Annotated in this window: 14 protein-coding genes; 12 read left to right on the top strand and 2 right to left on the bottom strand. The window is 44.1% G+C overall.

Translation table 11 applies throughout. From position 1 onward, the window contains the following. Nucleotides 1-4: 4 nt before the first annotated feature. From ACXAGK_RS07820 to der, 6 genes are all read left to right on the top strand, one after another. On the top strand, nucleotides 5-1,087 hold the full coding sequence (locus ACXAGK_RS07820) for a RodZ domain-containing protein (RefSeq protein WP_474855430.1): 1,083 nt from the start codon (nucleotides 5-7) through the stop codon (nucleotides 1,085-1,087). Between the two features lie 8 nt (nucleotides 1,088-1,095). Further along, complete coding sequence (ispG, locus tag ACXAGK_RS07825; protein WP_461851742.1) at nucleotides 1,096-2,214, top strand: flavodoxin-dependent (E)-4-hydroxy-3-methylbut-2-enyl-diphosphate synthase; 1,119 nt, start codon at nucleotides 1,096-1,098, stop codon at nucleotides 2,212-2,214. 82 nt (nucleotides 2,215-2,296) lie between these two features. Next, a complete protein-coding gene (hisS, locus tag ACXAGK_RS07830) occupies nucleotides 2,297-3,580 on the top strand; it encodes a histidine--tRNA ligase (protein WP_474855432.1) in 1,284 nt (427 codons plus the stop codon). 12 nt (nucleotides 3,581-3,592) lie between these two features. Then, nucleotides 3,593-4,213, top strand: coding sequence for a YfgM family protein (locus ACXAGK_RS07835; protein WP_474855434.1), 621 nt, complete (start codon nucleotides 3,593-3,595; stop codon nucleotides 4,211-4,213). 44 nt (nucleotides 4,214-4,257) lie between these two features. Then, entirely contained in the window at nucleotides 4,258-5,517 is a 1,260-nt protein-coding gene (gene bamB / locus ACXAGK_RS07840) for an outer membrane protein assembly factor BamB (RefSeq protein WP_474855436.1), read from the top strand. Between the two features lie 355 nt (nucleotides 5,518-5,872). Further along, nucleotides 5,873-7,318 carry a ribosome biogenesis GTPase Der gene (der, locus tag ACXAGK_RS07845; RefSeq protein ID WP_474855438.1) on the top strand — a complete coding sequence of 482 codons (1,446 nt, stop codon included), beginning with the start codon at nucleotides 5,873-5,875 and terminating at the stop codon, nucleotides 7,316-7,318. Between the two features lie 459 nt (nucleotides 7,319-7,777). Here der and ACXAGK_RS07850 read toward each other — a convergent pair whose 3' ends face one another. Both ACXAGK_RS07850 and xseA read right to left on the bottom strand, forming a co-directional pair. After that, nucleotides 7,778-8,941 (bottom strand): hypothetical protein, encoded by a 1,164-nt coding sequence (locus ACXAGK_RS07850; protein ID WP_474855440.1) that lies wholly within the window; start codon nucleotides 8,939-8,941, stop codon nucleotides 7,778-7,780. Nucleotides 8,942-8,956: 15 nt separating this feature from the next. Beyond that, nucleotides 8,957-10,309: an exodeoxyribonuclease VII large subunit gene (gene xseA / locus ACXAGK_RS07855; RefSeq protein WP_474855442.1), complete on the bottom strand. Its 1,353-nt coding sequence runs from the start codon at nucleotides 10,307-10,309 to the stop codon at nucleotides 8,957-8,959. A gap of 100 nt (nucleotides 10,310-10,409) precedes the next feature. Here xseA and guaB point away from each other — a divergent pair, with 100 nt between their 5' ends. From guaB to ACXAGK_RS07885, 6 genes are all read left to right on the top strand, one after another. Further along, nucleotides 10,410-11,879: an IMP dehydrogenase gene (guaB, locus tag ACXAGK_RS07860; protein WP_474855444.1), complete on the top strand. Its 1,470-nt coding sequence runs from the start codon at nucleotides 10,410-10,412 to the stop codon at nucleotides 11,877-11,879. 70 nt (nucleotides 11,880-11,949) lie between these two features. After that, nucleotides 11,950-13,527, top strand: a complete 1,578-nt coding sequence (gene guaA / locus ACXAGK_RS07865) for a glutamine-hydrolyzing GMP synthase (RefSeq protein ID WP_474855446.1) — start codon at nucleotides 11,950-11,952, stop codon at nucleotides 13,525-13,527. Between the two features lie 257 nt (nucleotides 13,528-13,784). Beyond that, nucleotides 13,785-14,792 (top strand): hypothetical protein, encoded by a 1,008-nt coding sequence (locus ACXAGK_RS07870; RefSeq protein WP_474855448.1) that lies wholly within the window; start codon nucleotides 13,785-13,787, stop codon nucleotides 14,790-14,792. A gap of 75 nt (nucleotides 14,793-14,867) precedes the next feature. Continuing rightward, nucleotides 14,868-16,688, top strand: a complete 1,821-nt coding sequence (locus ACXAGK_RS07875; protein WP_474855450.1) for a tetratricopeptide repeat protein — start codon at nucleotides 14,868-14,870, stop codon at nucleotides 16,686-16,688. Between the two features lie 119 nt (nucleotides 16,689-16,807). Continuing rightward, the gene (locus tag ACXAGK_RS07880) at nucleotides 16,808-18,430 is read left to right on the top strand and encodes a methyl-accepting chemotaxis protein (RefSeq protein WP_474855452.1); all 1,623 of its coding nucleotides are present in this window, start codon (nucleotides 16,808-16,810) and stop codon (nucleotides 18,428-18,430) included. A 175-nt stretch (nucleotides 18,431-18,605) separates the two neighbouring features. Beyond that, nucleotides 18,606-19,508 (top strand): histone deacetylase family protein, encoded by a 903-nt coding sequence (locus ACXAGK_RS07885; RefSeq protein ID WP_474855454.1) that lies wholly within the window; start codon nucleotides 18,606-18,608, stop codon nucleotides 19,506-19,508. The last annotated feature ends 14 nt before the right edge of the window (nucleotides 19,509-19,522 follow it).

Genomic DNA, 19,522 nt, shown 5'->3' on the forward strand with positions numbered 1-19,522 from the left:
TTTAATGGTGTCAGAAGAAAGCGCGAAAGAAGAAGTTACTTCGCAACAACAAGAAAATACGCCAAGCCCAGGGGCAATGCTTAAAGCACGTCGCGAAAAGCTAGGTTTGTCTCAGCAAGATATTGCCGATAAGTTGTTTTTAAAGGCTAAACAAATCAATGATTTAGAAAGTGATGTAATTGACGAGAATTCGTCAGTTACCTTTACTAAAGGCTATGTAAGAAACTATGCCAAACAATTGGGAATGAACTCCCATGCGGTTATTGAGGCATTTGAACGCTTCCACAATCAAACATCAGTACCTTCATCGGAAAAACTACAGAGTTTTTCAAAACGTGTCGCAAAACAGACACACGATGACCGTTGGATGATGGTTACCTATGCGATTTTACTTCTCATCATTGCTGGCGTTGTCGTGTGGTGGTATCAACAGCCAAGTGACGACACCGTTGCTGAACTGCCCTTAAATGAGGCCGTAAAGAGAGAGGCGGCAAACACGCCAATTTCTTCAAATGCCAGAACAGAAAATGGAAATTTAGGCGGTGCTGAAACTTTACAAGGTGAGTCGGCTAACACACCATCAACGGGAAGCTCAGAGCAAGGCTCATCTCAAATCAATGATGTCTCAAATACAGGCTCTGATGACGCTGAATTAGCAGGTGCAAACAGCGATGTAAATGGGCAGGATAATGGTTTTACTCAAAGCGGCGACCTTGACGATGGCGCCATTTCGGCTCCTGACACTGCAGTTGACAGCAGTAACAATATTACTGCACTGGTAAACGCGGCAGCTAGCGATAATGAAACGTTAGCTGATAACGCTCTTAACACTCAAACTGATGCTGCGCCTATCACAATGGTTTTTACCTTTGATGATGACTGTTGGGTTAATATTAAAGACGCCTCTGGCGAGGCTATCGCCTACGGTGTAAAGCAAAAAGGGCGTGTAATGGAAATTCAAGGCGTTCCTCCTGTTGAAGTTACGCTCGGCGCACCGGATAATGTGCGCATATCAGTTAACGGCGACGCTGTTGATATTTCTCCATATCAAAATGGTAGAACAGCTCGTTTTGTACTTCCTTTATAGGTAATTAGATGTTTGCAGAAAGCCCTATTAAGCGCCGAAAGTCTACGCGTATTAATGTAGGTAACGTTCCCATTGGTGATGGTGCTCCCATTGCTGTTCAATCTATGACAAATACCCGCACCACAGATGTGGCTGCGACTGTCGATCAAATAAACCGTATTGTTGCTGTGGGCGGCGAAATCGTTCGCGTATCGGTACCCACTATGGAAGCCGCTGAAGCCTTTAAAGAAATTAAGCAGCAGGTAAGTGTACCACTTGTTGCAGACATTCATTTTGACTACCGCATTGCGCTTAAAGTAGCGGAATACGGTGTGGACTGCCTGCGCATCAATCCGGGAAATATCGGTAACATGGAGCGAGTGCGTTCGGTTGTTGATTGTGCAAAAGACAAAAACATCCCTATCCGAATTGGTGTAAACGGTGGCTCGTTAGAAAAAGATTTACAAGAAAAGTACGGTGAACCCACGCCAGAAGCCCTTGTCGAGTCGGCTATGCGCCACGTAGACATTTTAGATAAACTCAATTTTGACCAGTTCAAGGTCAGTGTTAAAGCATCGGATGTTTTTCTTGCCGTCGGCGCATATCGCTTGCTGGCGCAAAAAATTGATCAACCTTTGCACTTAGGTATTACTGAAGCTGGCGGTCAGCGCGCAGGTGCCGTGAAGAGTGCGGTTGGGCTAGGTATGCTTCTTGCCGAAGGTATTGGCGATACCCTTCGTGTTTCACTGGCGGCCGACCCAGTAGAAGAGATTAAAGTTGGCTTTGATATTCTAAAGTCACTTCGTATTCGTTCCCGTGGTATCAACTTTATTGCTTGCCCCAGTTGTTCTAGACAAGAGTTTGATGTAATCGGCACCGTAAACGCGCTAGAGCAACGATTAGAAGATATTCTTACACCAATGGACGTGTCTATCATCGGTTGCGTGGTTAACGGCCCAGGCGAAGCAGAAGTGTCTGATCTGGGACTTACAGGTGCGCGCAATATGAGCGGTCTTTACGAAGACGGAAAGCGCGTAAAAGAGCGCCTTCCAAACGATGATTTGGTCGATAAGCTAGAAGCTAAAATTCGCGCCAAGGCATCGCGTATGAGTGAACAAAATAAAATTCAGGTATCAGTCAAAGACTAAGGCATTTTTTGTTCATTGTTGTTTACTCCCAAAGCCCCTATAATGCGGGGCTTTTCACTATTTAGCAGTATGAGAATTTCACGTGGCTAAGACTATTCAGGCAATTCGAGGCATGAATGACTGCCTACCGGAGATTTCCGGTACATGGCAGAAGGTAGAATCTGTACTTCGTCAAACGGTGGCGAGTTACGGTTACCAAGAAATACGCACACCCATCGTTGAAAGCACCGACTTATTCAAACGTTCTATCGGAGAAGTGACCGATATCGTTGAGAAAGAAATGTATACCTTCGAAGATAGAAACGGCGACAGCTTAACACTGCGTCCAGAAGGTACGGCAAGTTGTGTGCGTGCAGGTAACGAACATGGTTTATTGTACAACCAGCAGCAGCGCTTGTGGTACATGGGGCCCATGTTCAGACACGAACGTCCACAAAAAGGACGCTATCGCCAGTTCCATCAGTTCGGTGTAGAAACTTATGGCATGGACGGCCCTGACATCGATTTAGAAGTTATTCTTCTTAGCGCACGTTTTTGGAAAGCGTTTGGTATCGAACAGCATGTAAAGCTGCAAATAAATACCTTAGGTTCAAACGAAGCGCGTGCGGCTTATCGCGATACGCTGGTTGAATTTTTAAAAGAGCGTGCAGACCAACTAGACGAAGATTCATTGCGTCGACTTGAAACAAATCCACTTCGCGTACTCGATTCTAAGAACCCTGATGTTCAAGCTGCTATTGCCGATGCGCCAGCGCTAATCGATCACCTCGATGAAGAATCTAAAGCACACTTTGATACGCTGTGTTCGCGCTTAACCCAAGCAGGCATCGCGTTCGAAATAAATCCTCGTTTAGTACGCGGGTTAGATTATTACAACCGTACTGTGTTTGAATGGGTTACCGATAGCCTAGGTGCACAAGGTACAGTATGTGCTGGCGGTCGTTACGATGGTTTAGTAGAGCAGTTAGGCGGTAAAGCGACACCTGCGGTAGGCTTTGCTATGGGTATCGAACGTTTGGTACTGTTGCTGACAACACTAACCGAAGAAGGTCAGGATACGAGCTTTGCCGACGTATATGTAACCGCAATGGGTGATGAAGCGCAGTCGTATGCTATTGAAGTGTCGGAACATCTTCGAAATACGCTTCCCAATACTCGCATTATGATGCATTGTGGCGGCGGAAACTTTAAGAAACAATTGAAACGTGCAGATAAAACGGGCGCACGTTTGGCGCTGCTTTTAGGTAATGATGAAATGCAGTCTCGCGAAGTGGGTGTTAAACCAATGCGCGACGGTCAAGAACAAGTTACGGTCAGCTTTGATGCCTTATCTGATAAGGTTGCAGAGATGCTGAGCGCAAAATAAATAGAGGACATCATGGAACAGTTCGCAACAGAAGAACAACAAGTAGAAGCGATTAAGCGTTTTTGGAAAGAGCACGGTACAGCTATTATCGTTGGCGCTGCGCTAGGTTTAGGCGGCCTATGGGGCTGGAGAGCGTATTCTGAAGCGCAAATTGAAAATAAAGAAGCTGCATCGGTTGAATATCAAAATGCGGTAGAAACATTTGGCACCGAAGGAAGTGATGCGAAAGTTAAGGCCTTCATCGAAGAAAATAAAGATAGCGGGTATGCGAGTATTGCCAGCCTTCTTGCGGCTAAGCAAGCGGTAGATGCAGGCGATTTAGATGCTGCTGCTTCGCACCTAAATAGCGTTGTTACCTTTGCTGAAAACGATGAAATGAAGGTACTAGCGTCGCTTCGTTTGTCTCGGGTGCAAATTGAAATGAACCAGCTTGATGCGGCGTTGTCTACGCTTAGCAATGTTACTAACGACGCATTTGCAGCAGAGGTTTCTGAACTAAAAGGCGATGTGTATCAAAAACAAGGCAAGTTTGACGATGCTCGTTTAGCTTATTCAAATGCGTTAGAAAAAAATGCCAACAATCCGCTTTTACAAATGAAGTTAGATAACCTGTCGGTTTCTGCTGCACAGTAAGCGATGCCCATTGGGCTGGTGTAAATAATAAAGAGGTACGCAATTTGTTTCACAACACGTGTGGCCGTAAAGGTCGATTTGCTCGCACGATAGGTATGGCACTGGCAGTGTCTATCACAATGTCTGGCTGCTCTACGATTTCAGACTGGTTTGCAGATGAAGAAGAACTGGAAATTCGTCGTTTAAAGCCGATTGAAGCTAAGTTTACTCCTGAATTAGTGTGGGACCGTGATATTGGTGATGGTGTAGACCATTACTTCTCACGTCTGCGCCCTGTATATGCTTATGACAAGCTTTTTGCTGCTGATCGTCATGGCATTGTTGTCGCGATGGAGCCTGATACAGGAAAGGTGTTGTGGGAAAAAGACTTCGCACAGTTTCGTTCTGAAGGCATGATGAGTTCAATCACTAAGCTATGGCAAAGTGGTGAAACAGCCCGTATTGGCGGTATTTCTGTTGCAGATAGACATGTATTCATCGGTACTGAAAATGGCTATGTAGCGGCAATGGACGCAGAAACAGGTGAGCTTGTTTGGGAAGCGACGGTACCTGGAGAAATTCTTGCAGCCCCAGCTGCTGATGAAGGGATCCTTGTGGTCAACACAGGCGCTGGAAGTTTGTTTGGCTTTAATACCCGAACCGGCGAGCAAATGTGGAGACACGAAGGCGATACGCCCCCATTAACGCTTCGAGGTATCTCAGGCCCCATTGCTTCAAACGGCGGCGCTATCGTGGGTACCCCGACCGGTAAAATTCAAGTAAATCTTATCGAAACCGGTGTGCTTGCTTGGGAAACAGTCATTGGAACGCCTTCTGGCGCGACAGAACTTGAACGTATTGTCGATATTGATACTACCCCAGTGCTTTACGGCGGGACTATTTACACCGTTTCTTATAACGGCACATTGGCCGCTGTAGAGCTTCGTTCAGGTCGCATTATTTGGAAGCGTGAATACGCATCATTCCGCAATCTGAATATCGATGGCAACCGTATTTTTGTTGTAGACAACAACTCTAATGTTTATGCCCTTGATAGACGAAATGGCGTAGAGCTATGGTCTCAAGGCTTGCTTAAACAGCGTTCGCTAACTGCAGCGACCCCAGTGGGCGAGCATATTGTAGTAGGTGATAATTGGGGCTTCTTACACTGGATAGAACAAGAATCTGGTGAAGTAGTGGCTCGACTTGATGTGGGCGGTGACGATGAAGACGACGCTATTTTCGCAGCGCCGCTGAATGTTGACGGTAATATTATTGCTGTAACCAGAAATGGTGAAGTAGTCTCGGTACGCGCGCCAAACTAGTACCTCATAATTTGATACATCCTTTTAAGGGCGTTTTAGGTGTGACCTAAAACGCCCTTTTTATTTATTATTTTATTCGTAGTTTGCCGTAGTTTGGCATGAATATCTTTACTGTGATGTTGAACCACTATACCTGCGGTAACACGCCGCGATTACGAACATTTTAATTCTCGCTGAGTGGGCAATTATCTATGCGGATTGGTATTAGGTAGTGAACAAGGTATAATGCGCCCATTCTTAAAAGCCTCATCACAAATTCTTAGTCGTTAGAGCATAAACTTCCCAAACGTTGCTTGATTACATGGTGGATGTGGCTTGTGCTTTTTTAGCTTTCATGACCCTTAGGATCTGATAAATGTTACCCGTTGTTGCTTTGGTTGGCCGCCCTAATGTTGGCAAATCAACCTTGTTTAATCGCCTTACTAATACCCGTGATGCACTTGTTGCAGACTACCCTGGGTTAACTCGCGACCGTAAATACGGCCAAGCGAAGTTTGAAAAGCGCCAGTTCATTGTTGTTGATACCGGCGGTATTACAGGTGATGAAGAAGGTATTGATGCTGAAATGGCACAGCAGTCTTTATTGGCGATCGAAGAAGCCGATGTGGTTTTATTTTTGGTTGATGCAAGAGCAGGAATGCTGCCCGCCGACCAAGGTATTGCTGATCACCTCAGGCGCATAAACAAGAAAGTATTTGTTGTAGCCAACAAAGTTGACGGTATTGACGGCGATAGTGAAAGCGCAGAATTTTACTCTTTAGGTTTAGGCGAGATAAAGCAAATTGCAGCGGCACATGGCCGTGGCGTAAGCCAGTTACTGCAGGATGCTCTGAAACCACTAGAAGCCGACTTCCCAGACATGGAAATCGTCGACGAAGAGCCAGAGGAAGAAGAAGATGCCGAAGCTCAGCGTCAGCGTTTACAAGAGTTGCCTATTAAGCTAGCTATTGTAGGAAAGCCAAACGTAGGTAAATCAACGCTAACAAACCGCATCTTAGGTGAAGAACGGGTTGTTGTTTATGATATGCCGGGTACAACCCGTGATAGCGTTTATATCCCTATGGAAAGGGACGAGCGTGAATACATTCTTATAGACACTGCAGGTGTAAGAAAGCGCAGAAAGATCAGTGAAGCCGTAGAGAAGTTCTCTATTGTAAAAACCCTTCAAGCGATTGAAGAAGCAAACGTGGTGTTATTAGTTATCGATGCCAGAGAAGGTATTACTGATCAAGATTTAAGCTTGCTGGGGTTTGTTCTGAATTCAGGGCGCTCGCTAGTTGTGGCTGTAAATAAGTGGGATGGGCTGAGCACTGATGTGAAAGACGACATAAAGCGTGAAATGGATCGTCGCTTGGGCTTTGTCGACTTTGCCCGTATTCATTTTATTTCGGCGCTTCACGGCTCCGGTGTGGGGAACCTGTTCGAATCAGTGCAAGAAGCTTATATGAGTGCGACCAAACGTATTAACACAGCGTTGCTTACTCAAATCATGGAAATGGCACAGGACGACCATCAGCCACCACTTGTTCGCGGTCGTCGGGTGAAAATGAAGTATGCTCACGCAGGTGGCTATAACCCGCCCGTTATTGTCATTCACGGCAATCAGGTTGACGATCTTCCGAGTTCGTACAAACGCTTCTTGATGAACTATTTCAGAAGAGCGCTAGAGATTATGGGCACGCCTATCAAGATTGAATTCAGAGAGGGTAGTAACCCGTTTGAGGGTAAAAAAGCTAATCTGACCTTGGCGCAGCAGCGCAAACGTCGCCGTATGATGTCTTACTACAAAGACAAAAAGTAAACCTCACAAGCACCTCTAAAAATTTAGGCGCTATTTCTCGTTCAATTGAAATAGCGTCTTAATTCTCTCTTCCTCTCCCTTCAGCTAAGTCATAATTACAATTTAGTTGTAGACTTTACGCTGTCCTTTACTATTCAACGTCCCACTTCTTCTCTCATAACAACGCTTCGCCCCTTTAAAAACGAAGTTTTCTTTCGTTGGTAGGTGTTGGAGTCATTTTTGCAATCATTTGCAATTCGATTTAGGGAAAACGCACTGTAATTAATTGTATTTGGACGTCATTTTGTCAGTAGAAAAGTTATTTAAAAGCACCGCACCACTTCAAAAAAATCAAATATACAACTGGTTTGACAGATACAAACCTCAGGAACAGCAAAAAGTCTATATCCTTAATAGTGAAATGGAAAAAAGACCAAAACGGAATTTATCGTTTACTAAACGTAACAGAGTGAAAAAAGCCTAGCGCTGACCTTCCAAAAGCAGGGTGCGAACCTTTTTCATCATTTCAGACTCTCGCGGTACTTCAACCTTAACGATGAGCTGATTGACGATAGTGTCTGAGAAATCAGGAGGGAAGGTGGTAGACACTTTAACTATCTTGTCTTGTTGTCTGAATACATAGGTAGTTGCGAAGATTGTTGGTGATGTTTCTGAATTTGCACTTAAACCCAGTCTCCAGCCAGAAAGCTTATCGTTTACTGCATAAGGAGAAGCTGGACTGACTTCAGATAGAATTAAGTGCTGTAATTCTGCTGTAGCCGACGCTTTCTTTAAGTCGCTTTCTAATTCCTGTGGCAATAGCTCGCTTTCCTCTGAAGAAAGCTGCGCCAAAAATGGGTAGACCGTCACGTCTACCAAAGCGTCTTCGAAGTTTGGGTGTATATAACGAGTAGTTGCACCGCTAAATGGGTCTGAAAAAAGCTGTGTGTCTAGTTTAGTAAAGTCACCGACGGTTTCCGGAACTTGCATCGCCGAGCTATAATTACTTGCTTCAAGGGCATCAAACAAGAACTCGCTGGTAAATATTTGTTTATGCTTTACGTGTTCAAGCCAGCGAGATACCAGTAAACGTGCAACATTTTCGGTGCTTTGCTTTTCAATAACATTGCTATCACTGGTTTCTATACCGCTATCAAACGCTGAAGAATCAATTTCAATGCCCCGCCACTGTAGAGTAAATTCCGCGAATTGTTTCGCATTTTGTTTGTGCAAACCCAGCGCAGCACCGACGTTAGCGATAAGCAGTTCGTAGTCATTCCCCTCAGCGTAGGGTAAGAGGTTGTCAAATTTTCTGGTTTCGCTGAGCTCTTTGATAAAATTCTCTGGAGAAATAGCATCTTCTTGGCATAAAGTGCTGTCGCTTACGAAATTAGGTCTGAGGCTATTTGTTTCTCGCTGTTCATTGCAGGTTTCAAGTAAATCTTCGCTTGGGTAGGTAGAGAAAACAGCAACGCCTTGGTTTACTGAAGCTGCCCAAGCGTGATTAGAAAAATAAACTGCTATAAATAAGCAAAGAGGCAGCGTAGATACTGGCTTAGCAACGCCCTGAAATAGTTTGCAAAACAACACACGAGCCCGCAGCTGAAAAGCGTAAAATGAAAAGATTTTTGCACTAACGGGCATAATATTAAAAGCCGCCTATTGCCGCTGAATGTTCGTCACTGTACTGGTTATTTCACCGTCAGTCACTCGTGTTTTTATCTCATCACCTATTTCAACTTTTTCCACGCTATTTATCGCTGCTTTTTCGGTAAGCGTAATGCTATAACCACGGGCTAGTGTTGAAAGAGGACTTACGGATTGTAAGAGGCCCACTTTACTGCCAAGTTCACTTTTCTTGCTTTTTATAAGTGCATTCATTCCTGAGATGAGCTTGGTATTCGCGTAGTTAAGTTTATCTTTTGCACGCGCTACACTTGCCGATGGTGATTGATGGCTTAATCTAGACGCTAGCGTATGCAGTTGCTTTTCTGCTTTTGCCAAATCACTTTGCATTTTATGTGTCAACCGAAGCTGAAGCCGGTCTAACGTTTGCCACTGCGACTGTATACGGCTCTGCGGGTGCAAAGCGTTTAACCGCTGTTTCTTTAAAACGAGTTGCTGTTTGCTAGCTTGAAGATATTGATGTATTGCGCGTGCTAAGCGTTGTTTTTGCTGACGCAAGGTTTGATTAAGAGCTGTCGAGTCTTGGCTTAAGATCTCGGCTGCAGCAGAAGGGGTGGGGGCACGCACATCCGCTACAAAGTCACTAATGGTAAAATCTACTTCGTGCCCTACGGCGCTAACAATGGGTAGGGAACTGGCGGCAACTTCTCTTGCTAGGCTCTCATCATTAAAACACCATAAGTCTTCTAATGAACCACCGCCTCGTGTAAGTAAAAGTACATCAACTTCGGCGCGTCTGTTAGCCGTTCTCAAGGCATTAATTAATTGCTGAGGAGCGGTCTCACCCTGTACCATTGAAGGGTAAACAATGACTTCGGTTTGTGGGCTTCTTCGTTTTAATACACTCAATACATCGTGAAGCGCAGCGCCACTTGATGAAGTTATTACACCGATGCGGTTAATACGCTCAGGTAACGGGCGCTTATTAGCCGTATCGAACAAGCCTTCATTATTGAGTTTGAACTTTAAAGCTTCAAACGCTTGCTTAAGCGCACCTTCACCGTCGCTTTCCATGTGCTCAACAACAAGTTGATAGTCGCCGCGTGCTTCGTAGAGACCTACTGACGCGCGCACTAATATTTTATCGCCTTCTTTAGGACGAATACGAACGTTGCGATTTGAGCCTTTAAACATAGCCGCGCGCACTTGGGCTTTGTTGTCTTTCAGCGTGAAATACCAATGTCCTGATGCTGCCGCAACGAAATTAGATATTTCAGCAGACAACCAGATAAGGCCAATTTCACCTTCCAATACGGTTCTGGCTAAGCGATTTAGCTTGGTAACTGTTAAAATTTGTCGAGACGTAGATGGCGAATTTGTAAACATAAAAAAAATCACTAGGTTTAATACATTTAGAGTTTACCTGAAAACTAAAAAACACTACAATTGCGCCGCAATTAACCCTCAACTGAATAGGTGTTGTTGCATGCTACGTATCATCCAAGAAGCCCTGACGTTCGACGATGTGTTGCTGGTTCCCGGCCACTCGACCGTCCTCCCTCACACTGCAAACTTACAAACCCGTCTAACCCGTGGTGTAACGTTAAATATTCCAATGGTGTCAGCTGCCATGGACACGGTTTCTGAAGCCCGTCTAGCTATTGCGCTAGCCCAAGAAGGTGGTATTGGTTTCATTCACAAAAATATGAAGCCTGAAGAGCAAGCTAAACACGTACGTGAAGTTAAGAAATACGAAAGTGGCGTAGTATCTGACCCTGTAACGGTAGACAAAGACGCAACTATTGGTGACGTTATTTCACTTTCTAAACGCCTTGGCTACTCTGGTTTCCCTGTAACAGATAAAGACAATAATCTTATTGGTATTGTGACAGGTCGTGATCTTCGCTTCGAAAAGCGCCTAGAACTACCTATTAGCAACGTGATGACCGGTAAGGATGATCTGGTTACCGTTAAAGAAGGCGCAAGTTCTGACCTAGTGCTAGACCTTATGCACGAACACCGCATTGAAAAAATTCTCGTAGTGGACGACGCGTTTAAGCTTACAGGCCTTATCACCGTTAAAGACTTCCAGAAAGCAGAAAACAAGCCTAACGCATGTAAAGACTCGCTTGGTCGCCTTCGTGTTGGTGCTGCGGTAAGCGTTGGCCCTGGCACTGACGAACGTATTGCACTACTTGTAGATGCAGGCGTTGACGTTCTACTTATCGATACCTCTCACGGTCACTCACAAGGCGTTATTGATCGCGTGAAAAAGGTACGTGCGGACTATCCTGATGTACAAATTATTGCGGGTAACGTAGCCACGGGCGATGGCGCGAAAGCACTTGCCGATGCCGGCGTAGATGCTGTTAAAGTGGGTATTGGCCCTGGTTCAATTTGTACTACCCGTATCGTAACCGGATGCGGTGTGCCTCAAATTACTGCGGTATCAGATGCAGTAGAAGCATTAAAAGATACAGATATCCCTGTTATTGCTGACGGCGGTATTCGTTTTTCTGGTGACATTGCTAAGGCGTTGGCCGCTGGCGCAAGCTGCGTAATGGTTGGCAGCATGCTAGCGGGTACCGAAGAAGCGCCAGGGGAAGTTGAACTTTTCCAAGGTCGTTACTACAAGTCTTATCGCGGCATGGGCTCGCTAGGCGCTATGGATCAAAGCCACGGTTCATCAGACCGTTACTTCCAAGACTCTGACAACGCGGAAAAACTAGTACCAGAAGGTATTGAAGGTCGCGTAGCGTATAAAGGTCCTATTGCGAATATTATACACCAGCAAATGGGCGGTCTTCGCTCGGCAATGGGCTTAACAGGCTGTGCTACCATCGAAGAGATGAATACCAAAGCACAATTTGTGCGCGTAACTTCAGCCGGAATGGGCGAGAGTCACGTGCATGATGTAAGCATTACCAAAGAAGCGCCAAACTACCGTTTAGGTTAAGGCGACCGACGACTGCGAGGCTGGTACTACACCAGCCTTTGTTCTTTTATTTAACGGGTAAAAATAAAACATGACCACAAATATCCACGACCAACGCATACTTATTTTGGATTTTGGCTCGCAATACACGCAGTTGATAGCACGTCGTGTTCGCGAAATTGGCGTTTACTGTGAGCTTTGGGCTTGGGATGTAACTGAAGAGCAAATCCGCGAGTTTAATCCACAAGGGATTATTCTGTCAGGTGGCCCAGAGTCAGTAACCGAAGAAGGCTCACCACGTGCGCCAGAGTACGTATTTGAAGCCGGCGTGCCAGTGCTAGGAGTGTGCTATGGCATGCAAACCATGGCACAACAGCTAGGTGGTGGCGTACTGGGTTCTGACAAGCGTGAATTTGGTTATGCACAAGTAGAAGTGATTAAGCCAAGCCCGCTGCTAGATAAAATTGAAGATGCCATAGGTGACAACGGTGCTGCGCTGCTTGACGTATGGATGAGCCACGGCGATAAAGTAGCTGCTATTCCTGACGGTTTTGAAACCATTGCGCAAACGGCTTCTTGCCCGCATGCGGCAATGTATAACGAAGAAAAGCAATTCTACGGCGTACAATTCCACCCAGAAGTGACTCACACACGCCAAGGCATGCGTTTATTAACTCACTTTGTGATGGACATCTGCAAGTGTGAAAAACTGTGGACAGCTGGCGCCATTATTGACGATGCCATTGAGCGTATAAAAGAGAAAGTGGGTGATGAAGAAGTCATCCTTGGCCTTTCAGGCGGCGTAGATTCTTCAGTAACAGCAATGCTGCTTCACCGCGCGATAGGTGACAAACTTACTTGTGTGTTTGTGGACAATGGCCTGCTTCGTTTAAATGAAGCTGATCAGGTTATGGAAATGTTTGGCGACCATTTTGGCCTAAACATCATCCGTGTAGACGCTGAAGAGCGCTTCCTTGATCGCCTAAAAGGCATTGAAGACCCTGAGCTTAAGCGTAAAGCTATCGGTAATGAATTTGTTCGCGTATTTGATGAAGAGGCGAGCAAGCTCGAGAACGCTAAATGGCTAGCACAGGGTACTATCTACCCTGACGTAATTGAGTCAGCAGGCTCTGCAACCGGTAAGGCGCACGTAATTAAGTCGCACCACAACGTGGGCGGTCTTCCTGAAGATATGGAACTGGGTCTTGTTGAGCCACTGCGTGAACTATTTAAAGATGAAGTCCGCAAAATCGGCCTAGAACTAGGTTTACCGTACGACATGCTTTATCGTCACCCGTTCCCTGGACCGGGTCTAGGTGTTCGTGTACTTGGTGAAATTAAGAAAGAATATTGCGACTTACTACGTCGTGCTGACGCTATCTTTATTGAAGAGCTATATGCAGCTGATTTGTACCAAAAAGTAAGCCAAGCGTTTACCGTATTTCTTCCGGTGCGCTCGGTTGGCGTAATGGGTGATGCGCGTAAATATGATTGGGTAGTAAGCCTTCGTGCAGTAGAGACCATCGACTTTATGACAGCTCACTGGGCACACTTGCCATACGACTTCTTAGGCAAAGTGTCGAACCGCATTATCAATGAAATCGACGGTATTAGCCGCGTGGTTTACGATATTTCAGGTAAACCGCCTGCTACGATTGAGTGGGAGTAGTATCTAAATCGTATACTTTTCAAAATCTAATACTATGCCAGTCAGCGTCGTTGACTGGCATTTTTGTATTAGTGTCAAAGAAATTTACACGGCTGATCAAAATTTAATCTAAAGCTGGGTAAGTATATGTTTTATCGTATAAAAAAAGATTAGGTATGTATTATGCTATCGCTTGATTGACAGTTGGTTCGTTTTCACTTTGTGGCAAAACAGTATCAACCCACTGCTCGTAATCTACTATTTCATGGAGAAAATATATGAAAAATAATTCAGGAAGTATTTATCGAAGCAGTAGCGCAATTATCGCCTTTTTTATCATTTTTTTTGCAAACTACGCTCAGGCTGCATTATCGCCTTTTCAAAGTTTTGTGGGAAATGTAGGCTTGTCTACTGACGGATTTGGGTCTACCACTGAGTCTGGAATAATCTCAGCATCTGTACCATCTGGTTCAACAGTTCTCGCAGCTTATTTATACTCAGCGACCAACACCTCCTCAGCAATACCTACAGTTCAATTAGATGGGACTTCAGTAACGTTCGGACCTGCAGTACCAAATGCGACAGCGTGCTGTAATTTAAGGTCTTATCGCTCAGATGTAACAAGCATAGTAAAAAGCACAATAGAATCAGGGCCTGGCGGAATATATGATTTTTCAGTCTCTGAGAGTGGTTTACTTACAAATCAGATAGACGGCGAAGCACTAGTTATCGTTTATGAAAACGCTGCGCTCCCAAATGCTTCGGTTGGATTGTTAGATGGGTTTGCAAGTGTAACTGGTGATAGTACATCTATAAATTTCGCTAGTCCGTTAGCACCAACCAGTGCAGGTTTTTTTGCAGAAATGTCTCTTGGTATATCATTTAGCTGTTGCAGTCAGCGCTCAACGGTAAACGTCAATGGACAGCTATTAACAGCAAATGCTGGAAACAACGACGACTCGGCGGACGCATCATTGTCAAATGGGAACCTTATAACCGTGGGAGGGTTCGAGGACTCGATTTTTAGTGGTAATCCTAGCTATTCAGATGACTCAGAATACTACGACCTTACTACTTTTATTGATGATGGGGATACAAGTATTGTTGTTGATACTGTAAACGCTTCTCAGGATGACAATATCTTTTTTGCTGGATTTTATGTCAGTGGTGAAGCAGGCTTCAATGCTCCTCCTCCAGACAGTACACCAGTTACAGCTCCTCCGGTAATTGCTCTTTTCGGCGTATCTATGTGCATGTTTTTAAGAAGAGGACGCAAAGAAAAATAGCGTAAAAATTTTTGGGTTAAATATTGGTTGAACTGGCTTTTGTCATCTTAAGTCAGTTCATTCTAGGGAGGGATTATGAAACTAAGTTTTGTTTTTTGTTTAGTATTCTTTTTATTTTCAAAAGGGGCAATCGCAGCACCAATTCAGGTGTCGGATCTTGTTTATGATGAACAGAGAAAAGAGTTTGAGCGTTTAAGTAAGCTGCCTCGCTATCGTATGACGCTTGCCCTGTTGGAAAAAGAGAGGTTTGAAGAGGCTTTAACAGCAGCAAAGCGCCTGACATACACAACGCCTCACGATTACTTGTCAAATCTCTTAATTGCGTTAGCTTATATTGGGACCAATGATTATTTAAAGGTACAAGAATATTTAAAAGATTTACCAAAAGACGAAGAAAATATCAAATATTGGCTAACCGAAACGGTGTTTAATGTATATTTCAGCCAACGGCGATATTTTTATGCGCTTCAAACTATTCAGCTTATCGATGAAAGTAAGTTAACGCCGAACACCTTGCACAACCTAGGTTTAATATACATGGGGCAAGGACACATGCTACAAGCAGAGCGTGTTCTATCAAAAGCATTACTTAATGAAGCCTCCAACAGGGATATAGCTGTATCGCTTTCGAGGGCTTTAGTTATTTTAGGTGAGTACGAAAAAGCTAGAAGCGTACTTGAAGCCCTGAAAAAGAATTTTTCTCATGATTCAAAAGTTTTACAGTTATTATCATCTGTTTATATTGCTCTTAATAAAATTGACCATGCTAAAAGAATGTATGCTTCATTACTTGAAGTAAATGAAAACGACTTTTTAGCCAATTTAAACTTAGGTGTAATAGGACAAATTGAGCAAGATAAGCAAGCGTCCATTAGTTACTTCACGAAAGCTATAGCAATTGATTCATCCTCCGCAGATGCATATGTTGGACTAATATTGAATAGTCCTGATAAAAACAGAAAAACACAGCTTTCGTTGATAAAAAGTGAAAACGTAAAGCAAGACCCTATTTTTAACCTGTTGAGGCTGGCACTTTCACACAATTCCGAGGCTCCTTTTATTTCATCGGCTGCGACCTACTTTCCCGACTTGCCCTATGTAAAAGAAAATTTATCTAGTCTTTTGTCTTTAGATTTAGTCGAAATAAGCATGCTTTATAGGCTTGGTTACTACGATCAAGTTATAAAGCAAGTAGAAAGCTCTCCAGGCAAACTTTCGAGCTTACAGCAATTGGTTTATGCAAGAAGCTTTATAAAAAAAGGTCGAGATGATTCTGCCAAATTGATTTATGAAAACATTATTAATGCAGGTGATGATATAGCAATATCAGCAAAAATAGAGCTTGCTGAGATAGCTTATCGAGAAAATGATTTTCAAAGTGCGAAAAGCCAATATGAGCGCTTAGTTGCACACGATAACGTGCGAGTGGACTGGAAACTTCAACTATCAAATATATATTTGAAGCTGGATAAAATTGAACAAGCATTGGATGTGTTAAATGAGGCTTATAGCCTGAGTTCAGATGTTTTGATTTTAAATCAGCTCTCAGCGATTCATTCGGAGTTTTTGAACAAGCACGACAAAGCTATCGATTTAGCAATGGAAGAGAAGGATAATTTTGATAAATACCCTATATTGTTAGATACCCTTGGGTGGGCACATTACAAAAAAGGCGAGATAGAAAGTGCTTTAAAATATTATAGCCTTCTTTTGAAGAAAACGGGAAATAAGCATACTGCCCCTACATTTTATAGAATGGGTCTCGTTTATAGAGACGCTGGGGCGACGGGAGCCGAGACTCTTTTTGAGTTGGCGTTGAATGAAGGAAAGCATTTCAAAGGCATCAGTAAAGCGAAGGCTCACCTAGGGCTAAACGAAAAAGAAATTAGTTATTAGTTGTGGTATTAATGTTATCACTACCGTATGTATTATCATACTTAAAACGTAACTTTATCGTAATAAAAATATCATCTAATGGCGGCGTCCTCCTTCAACATTATACTAAAGGTTAAGCCGTGTTCAATTACACAAGCATCAGTCGTTTGGTGATGACGCCCGTTCTCGCCAGTCTTTTCATTCTTGTATTACTCAATGGTGCTTCAATTTTAAAGTCATTTTCTTTGCTTAGCGCATTTGATGAGCTAGAGAATACGCTGGTTCAAGCTGAGCGAGACGTCAATACAACGCTTAGTACGTTCAAAACACAAGTTCAAGAATGGAAGAACGTCTTGCTGCGCGGACACAAAAAAGAAGATAGAGAAAAATACTGGAAACGATTCAAGCAGCGTGAAGCTGATATTACTCGGCAGTTCGACCTAATGCTATCAAGTGATGTGGTAAGTGATAGCGTGAAGTCTGATATCAGACAATTTAAAAAAGCGCATGCCGTGATGGCCGAAAAATATCGAGAAGGCTACAACGCATTTGTTAACTCAGGCTTTGACCCTAAAGTTGGCGATAGCTTTGTGCGCGGTATTGATAGGGAGCCCGCTAAACTTTTATCAAGCATTGCATCAGAAATTGCTGCAGATTCTGCCAATGCAATAGCAGAGCTTAAAGCGAATACGCGAACTATGCTTTGGGTTATTCTGTTGGCGGCTATCGCATTGTCTGTGCTTTCCGTTGTATATGTTGTTGCTCGCTTACGCTCTCAAGTGATCAAACCAACAAAACAGGTTGCTGCGTGCATATCGAACTTGGCCAATAGCCGTTATGACTATGACTTAACATATTCAAGTGACCACGAACTAGGTATGTTGGCTGATTCCGCTCGCGCGTTGCAATACAAGCTGAAAGATTCTGTTGCACAGCTTCAACAGGCAGAGCGAGAAATGGAAAAGGCGTTTGGCACCCTTGGTAATGTTGGCCAATCTATCATGGAGGGCGCCAATGGACAGCGCGATGCGTCGCGTTCGCTTGATAGCAGCACAGATAAACTCAAAGAGATTGTGCAAAATTTAGTGGCTATTACTGACCAAGTTGCTGTAGCTACAAATAATTCTGAAAAGAACGTGGCGAGTTGCTATGCCACGTTTGAAAGCGCTAATGCTGGCTTTAAGCAGCTAGCTAAAACGGTAACGGAATCTAGTAATATTGTGTCAGAACTGCAAAGCCGCAGTACCAATATTCTAAAAGTGGTCAATGTCATTAATGAAATAGCTGACCAGACAAACCTGTTAGCTTTAAATGCAGCAATTGAGGCCGCTAGGGCAGGCGAACATGGCCGTGGTTTTGCGGTAGTGGCCGATGAAGTTCGGGCTCTTGCGGCTAAAACACAACAGTCTACAAAAGAAATTAACGATATCTTGAGCAGTTTTGAAGCGGAAGCAAAAGGTGCAGTTGCTGCTATGTCCTCTGGCAAGCAGCTATCTGATACCAACGCAGCAGAGGCAGCTACGGCTCTTGAAACCCTCAATAATGTGGTGAGAGATATTCAAGAAACCGCCAGCGTAGTGGTAGCGCTTAACGAAGCAGCAGACGAGCAAGAAGCGGTGCTTCAGCAGGTTGAACTGATTATAAGCAATGTAGTGACGTCATCAGAAAAATATCACCAGCTTGCGCAGCGTGATGACATGTCTCGTTCAATGAAAAGTATGTCAGAAAACGTTGAAAAGGTGGTTAACAGTTTGACCCGGTAACTGGGCTTTGTCAGTATTAGTACTAGTCCACAAAGATAATAACCTACTCAGCGAGCAATTATCTATTCGGATTGGTATAACGTGAAACATGAATAAAGGAGTGCATAAACAAGTCGCGCTCCTTTTCTTTTTGCTGATACCGATTTCATGCTCCCATAAACTAGTACAGATAATAATGACACCACCACTCGTATTTCACCCTATTTATAGCCAATTAGATCTTCCCGAGCGACACCGCTTTCCTATCGAAAAATATGTGGGTATTCGAGATGAACTTGTAAAACGCGGTGTCGATAAAGCGCGCTTTATTACTCCGTCACCTGTCGATTTATCCTTTCTTACGACCTATTACAACTCGGACTATGTCGATGCGCTCACTTCCGGCGCACTAGATAAAAAAGCCATGCGCCGTATAGGCTTTCCTTGGTCACAGCAGTTAATTGAACGTACCCGAACAGCCGTTGCTGGCACTTGTTTAACAGCAAGCCTTGCGTTAGAGCATGGCAAAGCCTTGAATTTAACAGGTGGGTATCATCATGCATTTTCGGACTTTGGTTCTGGTTTTTGTTTGTTCAACGATTTGTATTTAGCGGCAAAAACTATGCAGCAAACCCCTTCTATTGAAAATGTACTCATTGTCGACCTAGACGTGCATCAAGGCGATGGTACAGCCAAACTTGCTGAGAATGACCGAGATATCTTCACCTTATCAATTCACGGTGAAAAAAACTTCCCGCACAGAAAGCAGCGTTCCGACATTGATATAGGGCTTGAAAAGGGCGCCGAAGACGATGAGTATCTTACTACGCTTGAACAAGCGCTAATCATGGTGTTGAGACAGTTTCAACCCGACGCCATCATCTATGACGCCGGCGTTGATGTGCACGTAAACGACGATCTAGGACACTTACATATATCTACTCAAGGTGTTTATGAAAGGGATAAGAAAGTCTTTGCGTTAGCTGATCGTTTAGGCATTCCGATCGCTGCGGTCATTGGTGGAGGGTATCAGAGGGATATTGCTGCGCTGGTGGATGTGCATATCCAGCTTTATCGTGCTGCAGGTGTAATTGATTAGCTGCGGCGAGTGGC

The organism is Alteromonas sp. ABM1_013 (assembly GCF_056160505.1).

Excerpts from the sequence above, each read along its gene's own strand:
- guaB (WP_474855444.1), top strand. The coding sequence starts at position 10,410 with ATGCTACGTATCATCCAAGAAGCCCTGACGTTCGACGATGTGTTGCTG.
- guaA (WP_474855446.1), top strand. The coding sequence starts at position 11,950 with ATGACCACAAATATCCACGACCAACGCATACTTATTTTGGATTTTGGC.
- ACXAGK_RS07875 (WP_474855450.1), top strand. The coding sequence starts at position 14,868 with ATGAAACTAAGTTTTGTTTTTTGTTTAGTATTCTTTTTATTTTCAAAA.
- xseA (WP_474855442.1), bottom strand. The coding sequence starts at position 10,309 with ATGTTTACAAATTCGCCATCTACGTCTCGACAAATTTTAACAGTTACC.
- ACXAGK_RS07835 (WP_474855434.1), top strand. The coding sequence starts at position 3,593 with ATGGAACAGTTCGCAACAGAAGAACAACAAGTAGAAGCGATTAAGCGT.
- ACXAGK_RS07870 (WP_474855448.1), top strand. The coding sequence starts at position 13,785 with ATGAAAAATAATTCAGGAAGTATTTATCGAAGCAGTAGCGCAATTATC.
- ispG (WP_461851742.1), top strand. The coding sequence starts at position 1,096 with ATGTTTGCAGAAAGCCCTATTAAGCGCCGAAAGTCTACGCGTATTAAT.
- ACXAGK_RS07820 (WP_474855430.1), top strand. The coding sequence starts at position 5 with ATGGTGTCAGAAGAAAGCGCGAAAGAAGAAGTTACTTCGCAACAACAA.
- ACXAGK_RS07885 (WP_474855454.1), top strand. The coding sequence starts at position 18,606 with ATGACACCACCACTCGTATTTCACCCTATTTATAGCCAATTAGATCTT.
- der (WP_474855438.1), top strand. The coding sequence starts at position 5,873 with ATGTTACCCGTTGTTGCTTTGGTTGGCCGCCCTAATGTTGGCAAATCA.
- ACXAGK_RS07850 (WP_474855440.1), bottom strand. The coding sequence starts at position 8,941 with ATGCCCGTTAGTGCAAAAATCTTTTCATTTTACGCTTTTCAGCTGCGG.